Annotated in this window: 24 protein-coding genes; 18 read left to right on the forward strand and 6 right to left on the reverse strand. The window is 55.0% G+C overall.

What is annotated here, in order from left to right; all coding sequences use genetic code 11:
• Nucleotides 1–18 precede the first annotated feature (18 nt).
• The 3 genes from D9N13_RS03510 (at nucleotide 19) to groL (ending at nucleotide 2,827) form a co-directional block, all read left to right on the forward strand.
• Nucleotides 19–567: an FxsA family protein gene (locus D9N13_RS03510; protein WP_290585893.1), complete on the forward strand. Its 549-nt coding sequence runs from the start codon at nucleotides 19–21 to the stop codon at nucleotides 565–567.
• 256 nt (nucleotides 568–823) lie between these two features.
• Entirely contained in the window at nucleotides 824–1,114 is a 291-nt protein-coding gene (locus D9N13_RS03515; protein WP_290578773.1) for a co-chaperone GroES, read from the forward strand.
• A gap of 60 nt (nucleotides 1,115–1,174) precedes the next feature.
• Complete coding sequence (groL, locus tag D9N13_RS03520) at nucleotides 1,175–2,827, forward strand: chaperonin GroEL (RefSeq protein ID WP_290585896.1); 1,653 nt, start codon at nucleotides 1,175–1,177, stop codon at nucleotides 2,825–2,827.
• Nucleotides 2,828–2,895: 68 nt separating this feature from the next.
• On the opposite strand, the gene D9N13_RS03525 is transcribed toward groL, so the two are convergent.
• A complete protein-coding gene (locus D9N13_RS03525; protein WP_290585898.1) occupies nucleotides 2,896–3,426 on the reverse strand; it encodes a hypothetical protein in 531 nt (176 codons plus the stop codon).
• Nucleotides 3,427–3,456: 30 nt separating this feature from the next.
• A complete protein-coding gene (locus D9N13_RS03530) occupies nucleotides 3,457–4,035 on the reverse strand; it encodes a TetR/AcrR family transcriptional regulator (protein ID WP_290585901.1) in 579 nt (192 codons plus the stop codon).
• Between the two features lie 233 nt (nucleotides 4,036–4,268).
• On the opposite strand from D9N13_RS03530, the gene D9N13_RS03535 reads away from it, so the two are divergent.
• The 12 genes from D9N13_RS03535 to D9N13_RS03590 all read left to right on the forward strand — a co-directional run bounded on the left by D9N13_RS03535 (nucleotide 4,269) and on the right by D9N13_RS03590 (nucleotide 16,224).
• Nucleotides 4,269–6,011 (forward strand): DUF3592 domain-containing protein, encoded by a 1,743-nt coding sequence (locus tag D9N13_RS03535; protein ID WP_290585904.1) that lies wholly within the window; start codon nucleotides 4,269–4,271, stop codon nucleotides 6,009–6,011.
• Between the two features lie 161 nt (nucleotides 6,012–6,172).
• Nucleotides 6,173–7,723, forward strand: a complete 1,551-nt coding sequence (locus tag D9N13_RS03540) for a 2-isopropylmalate synthase (RefSeq protein WP_290586629.1) — start codon at nucleotides 6,173–6,175, stop codon at nucleotides 7,721–7,723.
• Nucleotides 7,724–8,566 carry a hypothetical protein gene (locus D9N13_RS03545; protein WP_290585907.1) on the forward strand — a complete coding sequence of 281 codons (843 nt, stop codon included), beginning with the start codon at nucleotides 7,724–7,726 and terminating at the stop codon, nucleotides 8,564–8,566.
• 13 nt (nucleotides 8,567–8,579) lie between these two features.
• Nucleotides 8,580–9,032 (forward strand): ribosomal protein S18-alanine N-acetyltransferase, encoded by a 453-nt coding sequence (gene rimI, locus D9N13_RS03550; protein ID WP_290585909.1) that lies wholly within the window; start codon nucleotides 8,580–8,582, stop codon nucleotides 9,030–9,032.
• A gap of 51 nt (nucleotides 9,033–9,083) precedes the next feature.
• Nucleotides 9,084–9,917, forward strand: coding sequence for a mechanosensitive ion channel family protein (locus D9N13_RS03555; RefSeq protein WP_290585912.1), 834 nt, complete (start codon nucleotides 9,084–9,086; stop codon nucleotides 9,915–9,917).
• Nucleotides 9,918–10,081: 164 nt separating this feature from the next.
• The gene (locus tag D9N13_RS03560) at nucleotides 10,082–10,459 is read left to right on the forward strand and encodes a hypothetical protein (protein ID WP_290585915.1); all 378 of its coding nucleotides are present in this window, start codon (nucleotides 10,082–10,084) and stop codon (nucleotides 10,457–10,459) included.
• Nucleotides 10,460–10,612: 153 nt separating this feature from the next.
• On the forward strand, nucleotides 10,613–10,948 hold the full coding sequence (locus D9N13_RS03565; protein ID WP_290585917.1) for a hypothetical protein: 336 nt from the start codon (nucleotides 10,613–10,615) through the stop codon (nucleotides 10,946–10,948).
• Entirely contained in the window at nucleotides 10,935–11,480 is a 546-nt protein-coding gene (locus D9N13_RS03570) for a c-type cytochrome (RefSeq protein WP_290585920.1), read from the forward strand. Before D9N13_RS03565 ends, D9N13_RS03570 begins: the two co-directional genes overlap by 14 nt.
• A gap of 45 nt (nucleotides 11,481–11,525) precedes the next feature.
• The gene (locus tag D9N13_RS03575; protein ID WP_290585923.1) at nucleotides 11,526–13,823 is read left to right on the forward strand and encodes a heavy metal translocating P-type ATPase; all 2,298 of its coding nucleotides are present in this window, start codon (nucleotides 11,526–11,528) and stop codon (nucleotides 13,821–13,823) included.
• A gap of 27 nt (nucleotides 13,824–13,850) precedes the next feature.
• Nucleotides 13,851–14,210: a cupredoxin domain-containing protein gene (locus D9N13_RS03580; protein WP_290585926.1), complete on the forward strand. Its 360-nt coding sequence runs from the start codon at nucleotides 13,851–13,853 to the stop codon at nucleotides 14,208–14,210.
• A gap of 113 nt (nucleotides 14,211–14,323) precedes the next feature.
• Nucleotides 14,324–15,910 carry a peptide chain release factor 3 gene (gene prfC / locus D9N13_RS03585; RefSeq protein WP_290585929.1) on the forward strand — a complete coding sequence of 529 codons (1,587 nt, stop codon included), beginning with the start codon at nucleotides 14,324–14,326 and terminating at the stop codon, nucleotides 15,908–15,910.
• The gene (locus D9N13_RS03590) at nucleotides 15,910–16,224 is read left to right on the forward strand and encodes a hypothetical protein (RefSeq protein ID WP_290585932.1); all 315 of its coding nucleotides are present in this window, start codon (nucleotides 15,910–15,912) and stop codon (nucleotides 16,222–16,224) included. The genes prfC and D9N13_RS03590 overlap by 1 nt, the downstream gene beginning before the upstream one ends.
• Before the next feature lie 21 nt (nucleotides 16,225–16,245).
• On the opposite strand, the gene D9N13_RS03595 is transcribed toward D9N13_RS03590, so the two are convergent.
• On the reverse strand, nucleotides 16,246–16,581 hold the full coding sequence (locus D9N13_RS03595; RefSeq protein WP_290585935.1) for a pentapeptide repeat-containing protein: 336 nt from the start codon (nucleotides 16,579–16,581) through the stop codon (nucleotides 16,246–16,248).
• Nucleotides 16,582–16,725: 144 nt separating this feature from the next.
• On the opposite strand from D9N13_RS03595, the gene D9N13_RS03600 reads away from it, so the two are divergent.
• A complete protein-coding gene (locus D9N13_RS03600; protein ID WP_290585938.1) occupies nucleotides 16,726–17,880 on the forward strand; it encodes an iron-sulfur cluster-binding domain-containing protein in 1,155 nt (384 codons plus the stop codon).
• Between the two features lie 17 nt (nucleotides 17,881–17,897).
• Here the strand turns inward: D9N13_RS03600 and D9N13_RS03605 are convergent, their stop codons facing one another.
• Nucleotides 17,898–18,302 (reverse strand): hypothetical protein, encoded by a 405-nt coding sequence (locus tag D9N13_RS03605; protein WP_290585941.1) that lies wholly within the window; start codon nucleotides 18,300–18,302, stop codon nucleotides 17,898–17,900.
• Between the two features lie 295 nt (nucleotides 18,303–18,597).
• Between D9N13_RS03605 and D9N13_RS03610 the strand changes: the two genes are divergently transcribed.
• Entirely contained in the window at nucleotides 18,598–19,146 is a 549-nt protein-coding gene (locus D9N13_RS03610) for a cytochrome b (RefSeq protein ID WP_290585944.1), read from the forward strand.
• 16 nt (nucleotides 19,147–19,162) lie between these two features.
• Nucleotides 19,163–19,753, forward strand: coding sequence for a YceI family protein (locus D9N13_RS03615; protein ID WP_290585947.1), 591 nt, complete (start codon nucleotides 19,163–19,165; stop codon nucleotides 19,751–19,753).
• 92 nt (nucleotides 19,754–19,845) lie between these two features.
• Here D9N13_RS03615 and D9N13_RS03620 read toward each other — a convergent pair whose 3' ends face one another.
• Both D9N13_RS03620 and D9N13_RS03625 read right to left on the reverse strand, forming a co-directional pair.
• Complete coding sequence (locus tag D9N13_RS03620) at nucleotides 19,846–20,616, reverse strand: enoyl-CoA hydratase (protein WP_290585951.1); 771 nt, start codon at nucleotides 20,614–20,616, stop codon at nucleotides 19,846–19,848.
• Nucleotides 20,617–20,627: 11 nt separating this feature from the next.
• The gene (locus D9N13_RS03625) at nucleotides 20,628–21,233 is read right to left on the reverse strand and encodes an acyl-CoA thioesterase (RefSeq protein ID WP_290585954.1); all 606 of its coding nucleotides are present in this window, start codon (nucleotides 21,231–21,233) and stop codon (nucleotides 20,628–20,630) included.
• Nucleotides 21,234–21,256 lie beyond the last annotated feature (23 nt).

Below are 21,256 nucleotides of genomic sequence, written 5' to 3' on the forward strand. Positions count from 1 at the left end.
GGGTCAAGGGAACATTGCATGGGTTTTGGCCGAATATTCCTTTTTATTTTTGTTTTTGCCCTGCTGGAGGCCATCGTGTTGGGGCAGGTTGCCCAAGCCATTGGCTGGAGCGTCACCATATTGTTGACTGTATTGACGGCCATGATGGGCTCACTGATGTTTCGTTGGCAGGGCCTGGAAACCTGGATTCGTCTGAACCACCGTATGCAGCGGGGTGAAATGCCCGGTGTGGAAATGGTGGAAGGGGTGATGCTGCTGTTGGGCGGAGCGCTGTTAATCACGCCGGGGTTCATAACCGACGGCGTGGGTTTCCTGCTGCTACTGCCACAGAGTCGCCGCCTGATGGCCGGTCACATCGTCAGGAAAGGGGTGATGCAGGCGTTTACCCGGGCCCCCGGGCAGGGCAACGTGTGGGTGTATCAGCGCAGCACCGGGCGCACCGGCACCGGGCCGGGCGCGACATTCAACCAGGATTCCGATACCCGGGAAGCCCCGGCGGTGTATGAAGACCGTCAAGGGCATTTCATAATCGAAGGGGAAGTCGAGAAAAAGGACGACACGCCCTAACCGGTCGTGGCCACCCGCGCCGCTGTTTCTCTGTGAACCTGAAAAAAACTTCTGCCCAGGCCTTGAAATAACCTTTCGCAGCCCCAGTTATGGGGCATCGCCGCTCAATAGCCCAGAAATCTTAAATGGGCTCTTGACGGAAGTTTTCGCGACACTATTATTAGCACTCTAAGGTTAGGAGTGCTAATTACTGGTATCGCTCCAAACGCACTATCAACTTGGCTAAAAACAAGGCTAATTGGGAGATAAAAAACTCATGAAAATCCGTCCTTTGCATGATCGCGTCGTGATTCGTCGTGTTGAAGAGGAAACCAAAAGCGCCGGCGGCATCGTTCTGCCCGGATCTGCTACCGAAAAACCTTCACAAGGCGAAGTGCTGGCAGTAGGCCCTGGCCGCGTAACGGAAAACGGCGAAACCCGCCCTCTGGATGTAAAAGCCGGTGACAAAGTTATCTTCGGTCAGTATGCAGGCAGCACCGTAAAGATTGATGGCGAAGAGCTGTTGATCATGGGCGAAAGCGAAATCTTCGGTGTTCTGGAAGGCTAAGCCTCACCGTAGTACACAAGACTCAGATTGAAGAAACTCAGGAATTAAAAGGAAACAATCATGGCAGCTAAAGAAGTTAAATTCGGTGACAGCGCCCGCGCCAAAATGGTCAAAGGCGTTAACGTACTGGCAGACGCAGTCAAGGTAACTCTGGGCCCTAAAGGCCGCAACGTGGTTCTGGACAAGGCTTTTGGTGCCCCCACCATCACTAAAGACGGTGTATCTGTAGCCAAAGAAATCGAGCTGGAAGACAAGTTCGAAAACATGGGCGCCCAGATGGTTAAAGAAGTGGCTTCCCAGGCCAACGATGTGGCCGGTGATGGTACCACCACTGCAACCGTATTGGCGCAAGCCATCGTGGCAGAAGGCCTGCGTGCCGTTGCAGCGGGCATGAACCCAATGGACTTGAAACGGGGTATCGACAAGGCAACCATTGCGGTGGTTGAGCAACTGCACAAGCTGTCCACTCCCTGTGAAGATTCCAAAGCCATTGCCCAGGTAGGCACTATCTCCGCCAACAGCGACAGCTCAGTGGGTACCATCATTGCTAAAGCAATGGAGAAAGTCGGCAAAGAAGGCGTGATCACGGTTGAAGAAGGCAGCGGCCTGGATAACGAACTGGAAGTGGTTGAAGGTATGCAGTTTGATCGCGGCTACCTGTCTCCTTACTTCATCAACGATCAGGAAAAAATGAGCGTTGAGCTGGAAAGCCCATTCATCCTGTTGGTGGACAAGAAAATCTCCAACATCCGTGATTTGCTGCCGATCCTGGAATCAGTGGCAAAAGCCAGCCGTCCGCTGTTGATCATTGCTGAAGACGTAGAAGGTGAAGCCCTGGCCACTTTGGTGGTAAACAACATGCGTGGCATCGTTAAGATTGCTGCAGTTAAGGCGCCCGGCTTCGGTGATCGTCGCAAGGCCATGTTGCAGGATATCGCGATCCTCACCGGCGGCACTGTGATCTCCGAAGAAGTGGGTCTGTCTCTGGAAGGTGCCACTTTGGACGATCTGGGTACCGCCAAGAAAGTATCCATCACCAAAGAAAACACCACTGTGGTGGATGGCGCCGGTGAAGAGACTGAAATCCAGGCGCGCGTGAAGCAGATTCGTCAGCAGATTGAAGAAGCCACCTCCGACTACGACAAAGAAAAACTGCAAGAGCGCGTGGCCAAGCTGGCCGGTGGTGTTGCGGTAATCAAAGTTGGCGCGGCGACCGAAGTCGAGATGAAAGAGAAAAAAGCCCGCGTTGAAGACGCTTTGCACGCAACCCGTGCTGCGGTTGAAGAAGGTGTAGTACCGGGTGGTGGTGTTGCTCTGGTACGAGCGTTGGCCAATATCGGTGAGCTGGAAGGCATCAACGATGATCAGACTGCCGGTATCTACCTGGCCCTGCGCGCCATGGAAGCACCGATCCGTCAGATTGCTTCCAACGCCGGTGCTGAAGCGTCAGTGGTTGTAGACAAAGTAAAAAGCGGTTCTGGTAACTACGGTTACGATGCGGCCACCGGTGAGTACGGTGACATGATCGAACTGGGTATTCTGGACCCTGCCAAGGTAACCCGCTCTGCGCTGCAGGCAGCTGCCTCTGTTGCCGGCTTGATGATCACGACCGAAGCAATGGTTGCTGATCTGCCGGAAGAGAAAGGCGCCGGTGGTGGCATGCCCGATATGGGCGGCATGGGCGGTATGGGTGGCATGGGCGGCATGATGTAATCATCCCCCCTGGCACTTGCAAAGACTAAAAAGCCCCGCTCTGGCGGGGCTTTTTTTTGCCGGGTGATCTATTGGCGGTTATCAATGGCAAACCAAAGCACCAATGCAGCGCGATTGTTGGCGGATTTCCACATGGCCGGACCCAGAAATAAACCATCAGCTACTTGCCGCAATTCATCACGAATTTTGCGGATAAACCAGGGATTTTCCGGTAAATCGTAATCCAGATAAATACAGTCCCGGCCATCGATTACCGACGGTTCAATCCGGGTCTGGAAAGGAAACCACTCCTGTTGCAGCAGAGTAAGATTGATGCGATTGATGCCGGTGCCGTTCTGGTCGCTGGTGGCATTGAAACTTTTACCGTCCCAGGGGAATACGCTGGCTGCTGAGATTAGGCTGATAGGCGTGAACAGTGGCGTACGATCCAGGCCACGTACGGCCAGCATGCGGCCTTTCGGAGTACCGTTAAGCGACTTCAGGCTGGCGGGTAGCGAGGCGTCACGGTACAGAGCGTCCAGCGCATCTACGGGCAGACCGGCCAGGTGATCAAGGGACATTGGGGCATCGGGAATTTGGTGAGCAGTTGTGGTTGTCATAGTAAATCCTTGTAACGTGATGGAAGGGCGTTATTTCAGTAACATCTGCCAGCAAAGTTCTTCTGCCTGCTGGAGAATATCACGGTTGGTGCGGGCATAGCCCAGTTTGCTGGCCTTCATCAGGCCAACAAAAGCACCCCAGATCATCGCCATCATGGTGTCCGACGGCAGGGTCTTGAATAAGCCGCGGCGGGTGCCGTCAATGCAGAACTGGCTGATGGGAGAGAGTACTTCCCATTCCAGTTTTCGGCTCTCAGCATTCAGATAAGGGGTGTGATCCTGTAGCTCGAGAAAGTAAAACTCCTCAGGGTGATCAGTGGTAAATCGAACCAGGTTATTCCAGAAACGATGAAAAACCTGCCGTGGATCATCCTCAAAGTGATCTTCCTGCAGGTAATCCTTCAGTTTTGACTTGGCACTTTTGAACACCGCATTGACCAATGTTTCCTTGCTGTCGAAATAGCGATAGATGGTGCCAGCACCCACCTGGGCCTGTTGCGCCACCTGTGGTATTGCCGTTGCCTCATAGCCTTGGATGGAAAACAGGCGTAGGGCTGAAGTCAGTATGCGTTGCTCCTTGTCGGCGGCATTGAGGGCTTTTTTGGACATGTAACAGATGTCCTCCTTTGGTTATGGCTAGCATAAAACGGAATGAACGTTCATTCCGTTTTATGCTAGGCTGATGAGATGCTCCGGTCAACCAATATATGACATGGATAACCTATGTCGCCTCTACCTGTGGCAAAGCGCAGTCTAGAATATAACCTTACAGAATAAGTATTTGAGCGGGTGAGATCATGGGCAGCAGATGGAAGCCGGGGGCCATTACAGGTGCTAAGACGATGAAAGGGAGCGTGCTGTTGGCACTATTCGGATTGCCCTTTCTGGGGTTCGGTCTTGGGTTTGGCTACTTCAAAGTCTGGCCGGAGATTGCCACCTGGATGGAGGTGAGCCACTGGCAATCCACAGCGGGCCAGTTGGTTTCCTATCGTTTGGACAGCTCCCGTTCCAGTGAGGGGGGCACCACCTATGAAATCAAGGCTCGCTTTCGTTATGAAGTGAATGGCCGTGACTACGAAGCCGCCAGGGTCGGTATTCACAGTGGTAAGGATAACATTGGCGATTACCACCAGCAGTGGGAGCAACGGTTGCGGCGTATCCAGAGTTCCGGGAAGCCCCTTACGGTCTGGTATGATCCTGAGCGGCCCGATCAAGCACTACTGGACCCCGACCTGCGCTGGGGACTGATGGCAATGCAGGCAGCATTCGCGGTAGTGTTCACCTTGATAGGGGGTGGTTTGCTCGCCGCCGGGTTGTTCAGTAAAGCGCGGCAGCCGGACGTGAGCGGGGATGGTGCAATGGCGGAGTCAGGCGGCGCCGTTCTGGATTTCAGTAAGCGGGAACCCATTGCACCTGGGGCCGCTACCGGTGTCTGGGCCATGTGGCTGTTTGCCGTGATCTGGAATCTGATTTCGTTCCCGGCCTGCATAGCGGTCTGGGATGAACTCCAGTCCGTGCACGGCACAGAAGATTATCTGGTGCTGATCGTACTATTGTTTCCGGCGGTGGGGTTGTTCCTGCTGTGGCTGGCCATCAAAGGCACCATTTTAAATCGGCGTTATGGCCGATCCCGCCTGCAGTTGGATCCGAATCCGGGGCAGGCGGGCGGTCAGGTGGGTGGCGAAATTCTGTTAAGCAAAGCCCTGCCCCTGAATACCCAATGTGAAGTGCGCCTGGAGTGCCTGCATTCCAGGGAAACCCGCAACAGCAAGGGTCAAAAGCGTATCTCAACCAGTGTTGAGTGGCAGGATGCGCTGACAGTCCGGGGGGCTCAGGAGGCAGGCAAAACCCGTATCCGCTTTGTGTTCGACGTGCCAGCGGAGCTGCCCTCATCCCAGGCCCAATCCAGCAACTGGCACCACTGGAAGGTGCATGTGGCCGCGGACATTCCGGGGTTGGATCTGGCGCTGGATTTCGAGATTCCGGTGCAGCAGGGTGCGGGAAAAAGCCGCATCCGCATCGCCGGTCGTGAGCGGAAGCAACAAATGCAGCGCTCGCAACAGTTGGCGCAGGTTCTCAATATTGAGCAAAAAGGAGAAACGCTGTTCCTGCATTCGGATTATGGCCGAGAGCTGGCCGGCTCGATCATGGGGGCAGTGTTTGGGGCGATTTTTCTGGCTGTGGGTATTGGTATCGGGTTTGCCGAGATGGGGCCGGGCCTGATCGAAATACCGGTAAAACTGATGTTCTGCACGGTCTTCGGTGGCCTGGGCCTGTTGATATTGCTGGCTTGCGTTCTGACGCCCATGACGCGGCTGGACACCGCCATCGATCGCCACAATCTGCATGTACGGCGTCTCTTTCTGGGGCGCGAGATCTTTCGTAAAACCATTGCCCTGCAGGATGTGACGCAGTTGCAAGCGCACAAAAACAGCAGTTACGGCAACGGGAACCGCATCCGCAACTGGTTCCAGCTGAGGGTGTGGCATAACGGCAAAAAACAGGTTATTGCGGAATCGGTTCCGGGCCGGGTATTGGCGGATGAGGCGATCGTCTTTCTGCGCTCCAATACCGGGTTACCCTGAGTTGCAAAGTTGGTTATAGTTAGGCGCCCCAATAACCCGTCAGGTTGAGATTCAACCCAATCGGGATCATTATACAGGGGATTTAGCCGGATCTTTTTTGATTGATTTTTAACGCGGCCGAAGCCATTACGATGGCCGCGATGGCCGCATTGGAGAGCAGCATGAGCGCCAACGATACCCTCATCATATTCGATACCACCTTGCGTGATGGCGAGCAAAGCCCCGGGGCCTCCATGACCCAGGAAGAAAAGCTGCGCATCGCTAAGGCACTGGAGCGGATGCAGGTGGATGTGATTGAGGCCGGTTTCGCCATCGCCAGCCAGGGGGATTTTGAGTCCGTCAAGGCGGTTGCCGATACCATTAAAGAAAGCCGGGTGTGTTCGTTGGCCAGAGCGGTGGATGCGGATATCGACCGAGCCGGAGAAGCGCTTAAAAACGCCAATGCCGGCCGTATCCACACATTTATTGCCACCTCACCCATCCACATGGAGTACAAACTGCGGATGACACCGGAGCAGGTGCTGGAACAGGCCGTGAAAGCGGTCAAGCGCGCCCGCAGCCGCTGTGATGATGTGGAGTTCTCCTGTGAGGATGCCGGCCGATCGGAACTGGATTTTCTGTGCCGCGTGATTGAGGCTGCCATTGATGCCGGTGCCCGCACCATCAATATCCCGGACACAGTGGGTTATGCCATGCCCCATCAGTATGGTGAAACCATCCGCCAGTTGATGGAACGCATTCCCAATGCCGATAAAGCCGTGTTCTCGGTGCATTGCCACAACGACCTGGGCCTGGCCGTGGCCAACTCGCTGGCTGCGGTCACCAACGGTGCCCGTCAGGTGGAGTGCACCATCAATGGCCTGGGTGAGCGGGCCGGGAACGCGGCCCTGGAAGAGATCGTGATGGCGGTAAAAACCCGTGCCGATTTCTTTCATATCGATACCAACATTAATACCCGGGAAATTGTTCCTGCCTCGCGTCTGGTGTCATCGATCACCGGGTTCCCGGTGCAGCCCAACAAAGCCATTGTGGGTGCCAATGCGTTTGCCCACGAATCCGGCATTCACCAGGACGGGGTGATTAAATTCCGCGAAACCTACGAGATTATGAAAGCCGAAGACGTTGGCTGGAATGCCAATCGCATGGTGTTGGGCAAGCACTCCGGCCGCAACGCTTTCCGTTCCAGGCTGGAGGAATTGGGTATTGATCTTAAATCTGAACAGGCGCTCAACGATGCCTTTCAGCGCTTTAAGGATCTGGCGGACAAGAAGCACGAAATTTTCGATGAGGATATCCAGGCCCTGGTCAGCGATACCCAGAAGGCGGCTGAAAATGAACAGTTTGCCTTGGTGTCGTTGGCGGTGTGCTCACAGACGGGTGAAATACCCAACGCCAGCATTGTGCTGACCATCGGCGGTGAGGAGCAGCGCTCTTCAAGTGAAGGGGCAGGGCCGGTTGATGCCACCTTCAAAGCCATCGAACGCATTGTTAACAGTGGCACCAGCCTGGAGTTGTATAACGTCAGTGCCATCACCAGTGGCACGGATTCACAGGGGGAGGTGACAGTGCGGTTAGAGAAAGGGGGGCGCATTGTGAATGGACACGGCTCGGATATCGACATCGTTGCCGCTTCTGCCAAAGCCTATTTGAATGCCCTGAATCTGCTCAGTGCCGACAGTCAAAAGGCACATCCACAAACCGCTGGTGTTTAAATGATGCTGGAAGCGGATCGACTCGCTTACTTGAATGCACTGGGTATCACCCAGTATGTTGCCTTGAACCCCATTGCGGGGGCTCAACAACTGCCGGTGTTGGCACCGGAACAGATCTGGCCCGAACCTGACGCTACTCATGATGCTAAGGGTGATCATACGGCGGTGCAGGCGCCCCAACACGGGCTTCAATCTAGCCCAGCGGACCAGCGGGATCAGGTTCAGGGCCAAACCGCCCAGCAGCCGGCCGGGCCACAAACACCACCGCAAACCCCTGCAGGTGAGGTAACCGAAGCAGAGGAAACGGTTCCGCGTTTGGATCTCAGTAAACTGAATCTGGAAACTGAGGTGGCAACGCAACCGGTTACCAAACCGCAAGCCAGGGTGCAACAGTTTGCGCTGGCGGTGATCACCGTAACCGGCCAGTATCGTCTGTTTGTGGAGCTGGAGTTGGCGGATGCTCCGGGGTTGTCGGCGGTGGAGCACCGCATGGTGACGGATTTACTGATATTGCTGGGGCAGCCTCAGGGTCTGGATTCATTTGGCGCAAAACTGTATCGCTGGCCGATGGTGACGAACCCCCGTATTGCCGCCGATGCACAAGCCGCCCGGGACGGGCTGCTGGGTTTTATCGCCAGTGCGCCGACCGTGAGTCGTAATGTTTTTTTGGGGATGAAGGCAACCACCGTGCTGGCCGACACCTCCCCAGGGCAGATTTTTGCGTTGCCTGATGCCGGGGAGGCGGATTCACTGGCAACCTATTCTCTGGCTGAAATGCGACAGGATTGGCGGCACAAGGCCGCATTCTGGAGCACAGTTTTCCCGTTTCTAACGAACCCATAACAGAGTGCTCGGCATGACATTGGGTTTGCTGGGTTTCCGTCATTTGCCTCAGGTGTTGGAAATCGAGCAACGGGCCTATCCCTGGCCCTGGAGCGAAGGCATGTTCGTCGACAGCCTGCGTAATGGCCATCTGTGCTATCACTTGAGTGAGCAGGATAGGATCCTGGGCTACATTGTGGTCCTGGTGACGGCAGGGGAGTGCCATATTCTGAATATATGTGTTGATCCGAACCACCAGGGCAAGGGCTGCGGCAGCAGGCTGTTGGAGCATGCCCTGGCCGCGGCCTCCGATCTGGGGGCGGAGGATGCCTTTCTTGAAGTCCGCGTCAGTAATGATCCGGCGATTAAACTCTATGAACGTCATGGATTCCAGCAGGTGGGGGTGCGCCGGCATTACTATCCGGCCGGTGATCAACGGGAGGACGCCTTGGTATACCGGCGGCAACTACTGGATCTAAAGCGCTGAAGGCCAGTTTTATAACAGATTAATCTTATCAACCGAGAAGAGGCAAAACCCATGGACATGGAAAATCTGGACCTGCAACCACTGATGGACAAGGCCGTAGAGATGGTGATGCTGTATGCACCCAAGCTTATACTGGCCATTGTCACGTTGATTGTTGGATTGTGGCTTATCAATATGATGAGCAAAGGGATTGGATTTGTACTGGAAAAGCGCAGCCTGGATGTGTCCCTGCAGCGTTGGCTTACCACCATTCTGAGCATTGTCTTAAAAGCCTGTTTGTTGATTTCCGTGATTTCCATGATCGGCGTGCAGACCACGTCCTTTATCGCCATGTTGGGTGCGGCGGGTCTGGCCATTGGTCTGGCCCTGCAGGGTAGCCTGACCAACTTTGCCGGTGGTGTGCTGATTCTGTTTTTTAAGCCCTACAAGGTGGGTGATTACATCAAAACCAATGGTGAAGAGGGCTTTGTTGAATCCATCGATATCTTCTATACCTTCCTGCGCACCATGGACAGCCGGCACGTCATTCTGCCCAATGGCCCCTTGGCCAACGGCAATCTGGTGAACTACACCATGGACGAGGTACGCCGGGTCGAGCTGTCGGTGGGGATCAGTTACCACAACCGTTTCGAAGACGCGGAAACAGCGTTGTTCAAGATGATCGGTGAAGAATCCAGAGTCCTGAGCGATCCGCCGCCCTTTATCGGTGTCACCGGATATGGCGACAGCTCCATCGACCTTACCATCAGAGCCTGGGTGAAAAACGCTGATTACTGGCCGGTGTTCTTCGATCTCAATAAACGCATCAAGCCGGCGCTGGATAACGCCAATATCAGCATTCCCTTTCCCCAGCGCGATGTGCATCTGTTCCAGAAGGCCACCTGATTTTCATTGGTCCGGGTCGTGGCACAGCCACGGCCCCCGTTGGATTGTGGCGGGCCTTTTCAGCTTCCGGCATGGATGCTGGAGAAGAACAGTTGTCAGATCGACCGCTTGTTATTTAGAATGAAGTCTATGAATCTGATTCGCCGATTGATGGCTGTGTCACAATGAGTGCTTCCAAGAAAGGATTAATAGCCCGTTTATTGCTGGTTTTCCTGGTGTTGCAGCAGGCGGGTATTGTCGTGGCTGCCAGTGGGGTTGAGCCCCATCATGGGTTTAATCCGGCAGTGCACCCTACTGATTCAGAGCAGGGGGTGGTGGCCCATGACCATGGCATCGCGGGCGATGCTCATCATGATGCTCAGGCGGCAGCGGAACACTGTGCCGATCTGCAGTGCTGCGGTGTCCTGGGTTGTCATACCCTGGTACAGCATCAGATGGCATGGATGCTGGAGATTCCCCCTGTCATCACCCATTCTTATGATCACCGTGTTTATCATAGCCTGACTCCCTCCGTGTTGTATCGCCCGCCGATATTGTCATGACCCCAGGACAGGTCCGTCCAAAATCACTGGAAAGACCTGTATACCGCTGAATTTCTGAACAAATGGCGGTGGCGGTGTTTGCCTGCCGGCGTTCCGTGCCCATCGCATACTGAATGACGTTGTACTATTTCACCTTAACGTGAGGAAATCACCATGAATATATTCAATCGAACCAAGGCCGCCGTGCTTGTAGCGATCATCCTGCCGGGTGTTGCGGTGACCGCTTATGCCCATGATCCGTCCATGCACAAAAAATCGAAGGAAAAACCCAATTGCCAGGCAATGAGCAAAATGGACAAGGAAAAAATGCAATCCGGGGATCCGGTCATGATGGCCATGATGAAACAGTGCGAGGATCAGATGCACGGCGCTGACGATCATGCTGCCGCAGGTGATGCGGAGCACGGTGACGGTCACGGCGAAGCTCATGGCAATGGCAGCTCCATGCATTCCGATGGCAAAGCGGATGGTCATCATGAAATGCATTAAGCTGATTCTAACGTTATTTATGTTGTCGGTTGCAGGTGGAGCTTTCTACCTGTACTCCGGCATTTACCCCATTGGTGCCGATGTGCCTCACCATCGGGCCACCTATTGGTTGTTGGAAACCCTGCGGGAGCGCTCCGTTGCCCGGGCCGCCGAGCACATTGCCATACCCGATGACCTTGATTCCGCGGAGCGTTTGCTGGCCGGTGGCGCCGACTACAATGAAATGTGTTCCACCTGTCACTTGCAGCCTGGTCGGGACAACTCTGATATGAGTATCGGCCTGTACCCGGCACCACCCAACCTAACAGAAGCAGAGCACGGGTCCATGGATGAAACGTTCGCACTTCAGCGGCAGTTCTGGATCATCAAGCATGGCATCAAAGCGTCGGCAATGCCGGCCTGGGGCCCCACCCATGATGATGACCGTATCTGGTCAATGGTTGCGTTCCTGCAAAGGTTGCCGGACCTGACTGCCGATCAGTATCAGATCATTACCAGCCGTACCGAACGTTCCGGCGCTGGACACCATTAAGGCAAGTTGCTCAGAGTGACGCTCCACCAACAGGAGGCGATAAACATGAACCAGGCAGAAACCCCGGAAGCTGAATCAACCTGCGCGCATTCACACACAGAGGAGAAGCCGTCCCGTACCAGGGAGCTTCTCATCGACGGTGCGGGCTGTGCCAGTTGTGTGAGTAAAATTGAGCATGCCCTGCAGGGTGTGCCCGGTGTTGGGCAGGCGCACATGAACTTTGCCGAAAGAGTGGTCACGGTGAGTGGTGAAGCCACTGACGCTGCCTTGGTGGCGGCGGTGGAGCAAGCCGGTTATCACGCCAGGGTAATGCCCGGTGCGTCTTCGCAGGATGCCTTGCAGGAGAAAGAGCAGGCGGAAAGGGATTACTACCGGCAGCGCATACGGGAAATGATCCTGGGGTTGGGCCTGGGCGTACCATTGATGTTGTACGGCATGGTTATCGGTGATATGAGCATTAACACCGCCGCCCAGCGTATGGCCTGGTTGGTGGTGGGGCTGTTGACGCTTGGCGTGATGGTCTTTGCCGGCCGGCATTTCTTCATCGGTGCCTGGCAATCCCTGCGCCATCACTCCGCCAATATGGATACCTTGATCGCCTTGGGTACCGGAACGGCCTGGGTATATTCCATGGTGGTGGTGGTGTTTCCAGAAGCGGTTCCGGAGATGGCGCGCCATGTCTATTTCGAAGCCACTGCCATGATCATCGGGCTGATTAACCTGGGGCTGGCGTTGGAACTCCGGGCCCGGGGCAAAACCTCAGAAGCCATCAAAAGGCTTATCGGCCTGCAGCCGAAAACCGCAAGGGTTATCCGTGATGGTGAGGAAACGGATCTGCCGTATGAAGAGGTGGTGCAGGACGATCGCATCAGGGTTCGGCCCGGTGAGAAAATTCCGGTGGATGGCGAGGTGGTTGAGGGCCATACCTCGGTGGACGAATCCATGTTGACCGGGGAGCCCATGCCCGTTGAAAAAACCAGTGGTGACAGCGTGGTGGCCGGTACGCTCAACAAAACCGGGTCCATCGTGTTCGTGGCCACCCGGGTGGGTAAAGACACCGCTCTGGCGCGCATTATCGGTATGGTAAAGCAGGCCCAGAACTCCAAGCCTCCAATCGGGCGTATGGCGGATGTGATATCCAGCTACTTTGTTCCGGTCATCATGATCATTGCGGTAATCAGCGCGTTGGCCTGGCTTAATTTTGGCCCGGATCCGGCGCTGGCGTTCGCTCTGGTTTCCGCCACCACCGTGTTGATCATTGCCTGCCCCTGTGCTTTGGGCCTGGCCACGCCCATGTCGGTCATGGTGGGTGTCGGCAAGGCGGCGGAGGCTGGCGTGCTGATTCGTAATGGCGAGTCCCTGCAGACTGCGTCCCAGATCACCGCCATGGTGTTGGATAAAACCGGCACCATCACTGAGGGGGCACCCAAGGTAACGGATATCAGAGTGGTAGCGGGTGAGAGCGAGGCATCAGTACTGGGGTTGGCTGCCAGCCTGGAATCCGGCTCGGAGCATCCGTTGGCTGCCGCCATTGTGGAATCGGCTCGGGAACGGAATCTGCAGGTGGGCAGCGTATCCCGGTTTAACGCCGTCGTGGGGCAGGGGGTGGAAGGCGAACTTGATGGGCGCCACCTGCTGTTCGGTAACGAGAAACTCATGGCTGAACGCCAAGTTGATTTGGGTGAATTCAGGGAGCAGGCCCAACAACTGGCGGCGGAGGCAAAAACACCCATGTATCTGGCGGTTGACCAGCGCCTGGCGGCGGTCATTGCAGTGGCTGATCCCATCAAGGAGGATTCCGTTGCTGCCATCAAGCGTCTGCAACAGCGTGGGGTGAGAGTGATTATGTTGACGGGGGACAATCGGGCCACCGCCGAGGCCATCGCCCACAAAGTGGGAATCAAGGAATTTGTGGCGGAAGTGAAACCCGAGGATAAGGCGGACAAAATCACAGCCCTGCAGGCTGCCGGGGAAACCGTGGGGATGACCGGGGATGGTATCAATGATGCCCCGGCTCTGGCACAGGCAAACGTGGGTTTTGCCATAGGCACCGGAACCGATGTGGCCATTGAGAGCGCGGACATTACCCTGATGCGCGGGTCCCTGCATGGATTGGCGGATGCCATTGCCGTGAGCAGGGCTACCCTGCGCAACATCAAGCAAAACCTGTTTGGTGCCTTTATTTACAATGTGGTTGGCGTCACCTTTGCCACCGGCATGCTGTACCCGTTTTTTCACGTGCTGCTCAATCCAGTGGTGGCGGGGGCCGCGATGGCGTTCTCATCGGTGACCGTGGTCACCAACGCCAATCGTCTGCGATTGTTCAAAGCCCAGCAACATTAACCGCCTGCGGCGCAAAAGGAGAGCTTTATGATCATCGTTAATATTGCCGGGCTGGCCTTGATTGTGCTGATAGTCTGGTGGTTTTGGTTGTATAAACCCCAAAGTCAGGCGCTGGATCAGGAAGACAGCGTCATTGTGGTTGAAAACGGCGTGTATCAGCCTGCTCACATCCGGATTCCGCCAGGGCAGCCGGCGACCCTCCGCTTCCTCCGCAAAGACGCTTCGCCCTGTGCGGAGATGGTCCAGTTTCCCGCCTTGAATATCAGCGAACAATTGCCTTTGAACAAAACCAGAAGCCTGCAGTTACCTGCGCTGGAGCAGGGTGTCTATGAGTTTCACTGCCAGATGCAGATGTATCGCGGGCAGCTTCATGTAAGCGATTTATAGGCAAACCATCTTCCGCTATAATGTTGCGTCTTTTTTAGTCGCCCCGTTGGTTTGATGGGGCATGCAACTCATTACTTGGTACAGCTGCCTGTACCAAACGGGGCGCGGATACCATGGCAAGTGCCGAATTTCTAAACGAAATCAATAGCAGACGTACGTTTGCTATCATCTCCCACCCGGATGCGGGTAAAACCACCATGACGGAGAAGCTGCTGCTTTACGGCAACCAGATCCAGGTGGCGGGAACGGTAAAAGGCCGTGGTTCCGACCGTCATGCCACCTCTGACTGGATGGAAATGGAAAAGGAGCGGGGTATTTCCGTGACCACCTCGGTCATGCAGTTTCCCTACAAGGACTGTATTGTCAATCTGCTGGACACCCCGGGCCACGAAGACTTTTCCGAAGATACCTACCGCACCCTGACTGCCGTGGATTCCGCCCTGATGGTGATTGATGGCGCCAAGGGGGTGGAGCCCCGCACCATCAAGTTGATGGATGTCTGTCGCCTGCGGGATACGCCCATTCTGTCGTTCATCAATAAACTTGACCGGGATATCCGTGACCCCATCGATTTGCTGGATGAAATAGAGCGTATCCTCAACATTGACTGCGCGCCCATCACCTGGCCCATCGGCATGGGTAAGCTGTTCAAAGGGGTTTATAACCTGTATCAGGACACCACCTACCTGTACCGCACCGGCCAGGGCCATACCATTCAGGAAGTGCGTGCCATCAAGGGGCTGAATAATCCGGAGCTGGATGAGGCCGTGGGTGACCTGGCCAATGACCTGCGGGAGGAGCTTGAGCTGGTGCAGGGTGCCAGTCATGAGTTCAATCTGCAGGCCTTTCTGGAAGGGAAACTGACGCCGGTGTTTTTTGGTACGGCGCTGGGTAATTTTGGCGTGGACCATTTGCTGGATGGCCTGGTGAGCTGGGCTCCGTCGCCGCAATCGCGGGCTACCGACACCCGCAAAGTGGAGGCCACCGACGAGGCGTTTTCCGGCTTCGTATTTAAGATCCAGGCCAATATGGATCCTAAACACCGGGATCGAATTGCCTTTATGCGGGTGTGCTCCGGTCACTATGAAAAAGGCATGAAAATGCGCCATGTGCGGCTTGGAAAAGACGTGCGTATCTCCGATGCGCTCACTTTCCGGGCCGGAGAGCGTGCTCACCTGGAGGATGCCTGGCCGGGGGATATTATTGGCCTGCACAACCATGGCACCATTCAGATTGGGGATACCTTCACCAGCGGAGAGACCATGAGTTTTCAGGGCATTCCCCACTTTGCTCCGGAGCTGTTTCGCCGTGTACAGTTGAAAGACCCGTTGAAAAGCAAGCAACTGCAGAAAGGCATCAAGCAGCTGTCGGAAGAGGGGGCCACCCAGGTGTTTATGCCCTTGCGCAACAATGATGTTATTGTGGGGGCAGTGGGGGTGTTGCAATTCGATGTGGTTGCCTACCGGCTTAAGGACGAATACAAAGTGGAATGTGCCTACGATAATATTAACGTTGCCACCGCACGCTGGGTCTACTGCAGCGATGCCAGGATGCTGGAAGATTTCAAGCGCAAGTGCCACGATAATCTGGCGCTGGACGGCGGTGGCTACCTGACCTATCTGGCGCCCACCCGGGTCAATCTGGAGTTGACCATGGAGCGTTGGCCGGATGTTGAATTCACGCAAACACGGGAGCACTGATGGCTGGTTATCTGGTGGGCTCGCTCTTGTTGACCTGGGTACTGTGCAGCGCGCTCAATGGCTTTATCGAATACGCCGCCATACGCCAATGGTTGAATCGTGGCAAAGCCTTTGTGGGGATGATTGCGGGGGTTTTCGTGATCGCCGCCATCATGGTGGCGCTGTCCCTGTGGGGGCTGCCGGACTCCCACCTGGCCAAGGACATCATGACCCCGCAGCAGCTTTCCAATACGGTACGTAACAGTATTGTGATCAACCTGTTGTTTGCCCTTGGATACTGCGCGTTTCAGCTGCGGCGTTTCTGGGATGAATAATCCCTGGGGCCGCCGTTTCCCTTAGCGTGAATAGCGCAACCGGGTACCCTTTTCCTGCGACAGCCGAATCTCTTCAGCGCTCAGTTCTTTGGGAAAATAACAGCCGGAGATCTTGGCATCACAGAGGCTGGCGCCTTCCAGTTGCGTATTCCTGAGATCAACCCCGCGCAGATCCGCGCCGCGTAAGTAGGCATCCTGCATATTCAAGCCATCCGCGTTCATGTTGCGCAGGTCAATACCGCGAAACAATGCGCCCTGCAGGTCCACCGTTTTACCGGCCTGGCGGGCAGCGTTGAACGCTTTGATGTCTTCATCCTGCAGCATCTTGTACAGTGGGTCATTGGGATCATATGCCATGGTATTCCTTCCTTTATTTTCATTTATAGTTGATCTTGCCCATATTTGCTGGGCTTTTGCTGATTAAGCGCATGGTAATGCTGTGCAGTAATATGATTTAATGCCCGTTGATCGGTTGTTAATGCTCGCACTTGGGAAATCGTTGTGAACCGGATTTCAAAAACCATCAACCAGACGTTGCCTGCGCGCCTGTTGCAGCGGGTCAGTCGGGCACTGCCGCTGTCCCGCCGCCAGGATGCCGTGCCTCGCAGCACGTCCACCTTGATGGAAAACGCCTACGAAGCCGTTGTGACCGGAGTGCGCCGGGAAACTTCCCGTGCAGTGACGGTTGAGTTTGAACTGACAGAAGGGTATCGCCTCAATTATAAAGCCGGGCAGTGCGTGACCATATCGCTGCCGGTGGGGCCGACCATCTTTCAGCGTTGTTACTCGTTTTCCAGCGCCCCGGATGAAAACCGCTACGCGATTACCGTGCAGCGTATCTTTCATGGCCGTGTCTCCTCCCATTTTTACAGTTCGCTACGGGTGGGAGATCACTTCTTTATCGATGACCCTATGGGGGATTTTGTGGCGCCCACCACCCATCCGGAAGATCAGCGCTACGTGATGGTGGCGGCCGGCGTTGGGATTGTACCCCTGTATTCTCTGATCAAGGATCTGTTGGGTAAAAACCCGATGGCGCAAATTCAGTTGATTTACGCCTGCCGCAATCAGGAGCAGGCAATTTTCTACCGCCAGCTGCAAAGACTGGAAAAAGAACACCCGGGCCTGTCGGTACGGTTTCAATTCACCCGTCGGGAAGGGGATGGCCATGACCCGTACCGCCGCCTCAACGGGGAAAAAATACTGTCGCGTCTATCCGATCCTTCCAGTGCACTGTTCTATATCTGCGGCCCCTATGGTTTGGTCAGTAAGTGCACCGAAGCGTTCCACAGTGCCGGGATCTCGGAATCCCGCATCCACATTGAAACCTTCAGTTCGCCCCCCGCGCGCCTGATATCGGATGAATTGAAACCGCGCTCCATTACCTTCCTTCCGTCCACCGTGCTGGGGAACACCGTGCGGGTGCGGCAAAAACAGGTGGAGACCTTGCTGGAGACTGCTCGCCGCAACGGCGTGAATATCCCGCAGAAATGCACAGTGGGTAACTGTCAGACCTGCAAGATCAAAATCAAATCGGGAATGGTGCTGATGGACGAGCCCAACTCGCTATCCATCGACGATGCCAAAAACGGTTATGTGTTGGGGTGTATTGCCTATCCCACCGAATCGGTGGTGGTGAAGTTGCCCACTACCTGAGGGCGACGGAACGCCTGTTAAATCTGGGTGAACAGATAGGCCAGTACCGGCTCTTCCTGATGTTGGCCCGGTGTGTTGGCAGTCAGATGCTGCAGTCGCTGCTGTATGCAGGGTTTGATCAGTTTCGCCTGGTTCTCAGTCAGCTCATTCCCATCCCACTCAGGGGCGATTGCCATGGCGCCCTGCAGGGAATGCAGCTGACCGTTGAAACGGACTTGCGCTATCTGATGACCATCCAGTGCACACCATACCCGGGCTTCCAGCTCGCTGAGCTGCTCTTCATTTTTGGGCGCTTTTTCCTGTGGCACCTTGATCACGGATTCGTCGGCGCTCTCGCCCAAGGTCGGTTGTTTCACCAGGCTGAAAATTCCCAACAGGCACAGGGCAATGGCCCAGCTCGCGGTTATAGACTTGAAGTTCATGGTGCAATCCTTAACTTGGCTCCCTGTGCCGGGAGTAAGACCAAGACAATCACTGTCTCCAGCGTTTCGCCGATGGGTTCTATTGTCCTCTGATTGATGAAATTTTCTACCGAATATAGATCAATGAAATTGTGAAAAAGTACCAATTAATGCAAGTGTGCTGCTGAAGTTTTTCCGTAACTAATTGATAGTTATGGGATAATGTTTATTTTTATGGTAAGCAGAACCATTCTCATTTGATTGTGTCCAAGGTGGACGGGATGCTTGTGGGGTCAATCAACCGGGGTGCACAGTCATGTTTATCAACACCGAAACTCAGTACGGCGTGGTCAGTATTGTGTTGCATTGGTTGTCCTTTCTGCTGGTGGCGGCGCTGTTTGGGGTTGGGCTCTACATGGTGGACCTGACCTACTATGATCCCCTCTATCACGAGCTGCCTCAGTGGCATAAATTGTTCGGGGTGGTGCTGGCCGTACTGAGCTTGGCGCGCATTCTATGGCGAATATTATCCCGTTCCCCAACGATTCTGGCGGCAGCCGGCTGGCAGGTGGCGGCTGCCCGCAGTGTACATTGGGCACTGTATCTGCTGTTGTTACTGCTTCCGCTCACGGGCTACCTGATTTCCACTGCTGAAGGCAGTGACCTGAGTGCCTTTGGGTGGACCCTGTTGCCGGGCTTGTTTGAGTTGTCCCCCGCCCTTGCCGATTGGGCAGGCAGCCTGCATCTGTGGACGGCATGGGGGCTGATCGGACTGGCCACTGTGCACGCCCTGGCGGCGTTCAAGCATCATTTTGTCGATCGGGATTCAACGCTGATACGTATGGTTTACATCAAGGGTCAATGACCAAAAGGAGCAAACTATGAAACGCAATGTACGTTCTTCACTGGGGTTGGTGGTAGTGGGATTCGCCCTGCTGACCTCCGGCATGGCGCAGGCAGCGGAGACTTATAAAATGGATACCGAAGGCAGCCATGCCTTTATCCAGTTCAAGATCCAGCATCTGGGATTCAGTTGGCTGTTGGGTCGCTTTAATACCTTTGACGGTGAGTTTGTACTGGATCAGAAAAATATTGAGAACTCTAAAGTCAAGGTGACCATTGATGTTGCCAGCGTGGATTCCAACCACGGTGAGCGGGACAAGCATTTACGCGGCAAGGATTTTTTCGAGGTGGCAAAATACCCGGAGGCGACTTTTGTCAGTACCCGTGTCGAAAAAACCGGTGAGAGAACCGCAAAGATTACGGGTGACTTCACACTTAAGGGGGTGACCAAACCGGTGACTTTGGACGCTGAATACATTGGCGGCGGCAAAGACCCCTGGGGTGGCTACCGGCAGGGTTTTGAGGCGACAACCCAATTAAAACTGAAGGATTTTGGCATTGATTACAACCTTGGCCCGGCTTCCGAGGTGGTGGATATCTATATTTCCGTGGAAGGGATCAGACAGTAGCAGGTGATCCGGCGCAACAATAATAAAGGGGCGGCAGCGCCCCCTTGTTATTTTTGCCGCTTTATTGTTGCCGCTTTCGCATTAACCCGGAATTAGCTGAACTGGGAAAAGTCGGGTTTGCGCTTTTCCAAAAACGCGCTGAATGCTTCTTTGGCTTCAGCGCCCTGCAACATCTCGGTAAAGTAGTCTTCTTCCAGCTTCATAATCGCCCGCAACTGTTCTTCATTGCCCTTGCGCAGTAGCTGTTTGGTGACCCGAATGGAACGCGGCGGCAGTTTTGCCAGTTGTTCGGCCTTGGTGATGGCCAGGGCCTGGTACTCTTCTGCCGCCACCACTTCATTGGCAATGCCCATCTCTACCGCTTCTTCGGCACCGAACATTTCGCACAGCATTAACAGCCGGGCGGCTTTGCGATAGCCGATCAGTTGAGGGAACAGCAGGCTGGAGCCTGCTTCCGGGCACAGACCCAGGGTAGCGAACGGCATCTGGAATTTGGCGCCGGGTGCGGCGTATACCAGATCACAGTGCATCAGCATGGTGGTGCCCACACCCACCGCAGGGCCGTTGACCGCAGCCACCAGCGGCTTACTCAGGTGAGGCAGCGTACGCAGGAAACGGCCCACCGGTGATTCACCGCCGATACCGGAACTGTTGAGAAAGTCCACCAGGTCATTGCCGGCGGTAAAGCAATCTTCCGTTCCGGTAATAACACCGGCGCGCAGGCCCGGGTCGTTTTCAAGTAGATCCAGAGCATCGGAAATGCCGTTGTACATATCCCCGGTAAGGGCGTTTTTCTTGTCAGCCCGGTTCAGGCGAATGATGATAATGTTGCCTTGAACCTCTGTGCGTATTTGATCGGTCATTGGGTGGTTTCCTAAGTCTTCTTTTGCATGCGGGAGTCTTTGTGGTTTGGGGCTGCATCGACGTCGGCATGGGCAGCGGCGATGGCCTGGGTTTCACTGCGTTGCGCCTGCACCAGCAGATTGAGGTGGCGGGCGCTGTCAGGCAACGGCGGTGGCATCACACCGGGCAGAATGTCTTCAAATGCCCTGGCGGGGGATGCCCGCTGGCCGCTTTTGATGCTGACCATGGCCATACGGATCACCGCCGCAGTGAAGACGGTGTCACGGTGGGTAAAGAGCTGCTCGATGTAGATGTACTTTTCATCCCAGCTGCTGATGCGGGTCTCGGCCTTGAATCGTTGGAACGGTTTGATCTCCTTCACGTAGCTGATTTCGGTGTTGGCGATCAGCGCCTTGTAGCCCCGGCCATGCATTTCCTGCAGCCAGGGAGTGTGAATCATGTGCTCAACCCGGCTCCGTTCCAGGTACTTTAAATACTTTACGTTGTTCATGTGCATATTGGCATCCAGATCCCAGGGCATGCACCGATAGGGCACCAACACCCAGTCGAGCAGGGATTGGGTCGGCTTGATCTTCTGAATGTGCAGGGCAACGATAAACCGAAAAATAAACCACATGATACTACTACCTACAATCGTCT

This window comes from Ketobacter sp. GenoA1 (genome assembly GCF_003671475.1).
Taxonomy (GTDB): domain Bacteria; phylum Pseudomonadota; class Gammaproteobacteria; order Pseudomonadales; family Ketobacteraceae; genus Ketobacter.

Excerpts from the sequence above, each read along its gene's own strand:
- D9N13_RS03510 (WP_290585893.1), top strand. The coding sequence starts at position 19 with ATGGGTTTTGGCCGAATATTCCTTTTTATTTTTGTTTTTGCCCTGCTG.
- D9N13_RS03515 (WP_290578773.1), top strand. The coding sequence starts at position 824 with ATGAAAATCCGTCCTTTGCATGATCGCGTCGTGATTCGTCGTGTTGAA.
- groL (WP_290585896.1), top strand. The coding sequence starts at position 1,175 with ATGGCAGCTAAAGAAGTTAAATTCGGTGACAGCGCCCGCGCCAAAATG.
- D9N13_RS03525 (WP_290585898.1), bottom strand. The coding sequence starts at position 3,426 with ATGACAACCACAACTGCTCACCAAATTCCCGATGCCCCAATGTCCCTT.
- D9N13_RS03530 (WP_290585901.1), bottom strand. The coding sequence starts at position 4,035 with ATGTCCAAAAAAGCCCTCAATGCCGCCGACAAGGAGCAACGCATACTG.
- D9N13_RS03535 (WP_290585904.1), top strand. The coding sequence starts at position 4,269 with ATGAAAGGGAGCGTGCTGTTGGCACTATTCGGATTGCCCTTTCTGGGG.
- D9N13_RS03540 (WP_290586629.1), top strand. The coding sequence starts at position 6,173 with ATGAGCGCCAACGATACCCTCATCATATTCGATACCACCTTGCGTGAT.
- D9N13_RS03545 (WP_290585907.1), top strand. The coding sequence starts at position 7,724 with ATGATGCTGGAAGCGGATCGACTCGCTTACTTGAATGCACTGGGTATC.
- rimI (WP_290585909.1), top strand. The coding sequence starts at position 8,580 with ATGACATTGGGTTTGCTGGGTTTCCGTCATTTGCCTCAGGTGTTGGAA.
- D9N13_RS03555 (WP_290585912.1), top strand. The coding sequence starts at position 9,084 with ATGGACATGGAAAATCTGGACCTGCAACCACTGATGGACAAGGCCGTA.
- D9N13_RS03560 (WP_290585915.1), top strand. The coding sequence starts at position 10,082 with ATGAGTGCTTCCAAGAAAGGATTAATAGCCCGTTTATTGCTGGTTTTC.
- D9N13_RS03565 (WP_290585917.1), top strand. The coding sequence starts at position 10,613 with ATGAATATATTCAATCGAACCAAGGCCGCCGTGCTTGTAGCGATCATC.
- D9N13_RS03570 (WP_290585920.1), top strand. The coding sequence starts at position 10,935 with ATGAAATGCATTAAGCTGATTCTAACGTTATTTATGTTGTCGGTTGCA.
- D9N13_RS03575 (WP_290585923.1), top strand. The coding sequence starts at position 11,526 with ATGAACCAGGCAGAAACCCCGGAAGCTGAATCAACCTGCGCGCATTCA.
- D9N13_RS03580 (WP_290585926.1), top strand. The coding sequence starts at position 13,851 with ATGATCATCGTTAATATTGCCGGGCTGGCCTTGATTGTGCTGATAGTC.
- prfC (WP_290585929.1), top strand. The coding sequence starts at position 14,324 with ATGGCAAGTGCCGAATTTCTAAACGAAATCAATAGCAGACGTACGTTT.
- D9N13_RS03590 (WP_290585932.1), top strand. The coding sequence starts at position 15,910 with ATGGCTGGTTATCTGGTGGGCTCGCTCTTGTTGACCTGGGTACTGTGC.
- D9N13_RS03595 (WP_290585935.1), bottom strand. The coding sequence starts at position 16,581 with ATGGCATATGATCCCAATGACCCACTGTACAAGATGCTGCAGGATGAA.
- D9N13_RS03605 (WP_290585941.1), bottom strand. The coding sequence starts at position 18,302 with ATGAACTTCAAGTCTATAACCGCGAGCTGGGCCATTGCCCTGTGCCTG.
- D9N13_RS03610 (WP_290585944.1), top strand. The coding sequence starts at position 18,598 with ATGTTTATCAACACCGAAACTCAGTACGGCGTGGTCAGTATTGTGTTG.
- D9N13_RS03615 (WP_290585947.1), top strand. The coding sequence starts at position 19,163 with ATGAAACGCAATGTACGTTCTTCACTGGGGTTGGTGGTAGTGGGATTC.
- D9N13_RS03620 (WP_290585951.1), bottom strand. The coding sequence starts at position 20,616 with ATGACCGATCAAATACGCACAGAGGTTCAAGGCAACATTATCATCATT.
- D9N13_RS03625 (WP_290585954.1), bottom strand. The coding sequence starts at position 21,233 with ATGTGGTTTATTTTTCGGTTTATCGTTGCCCTGCACATTCAGAAGATC.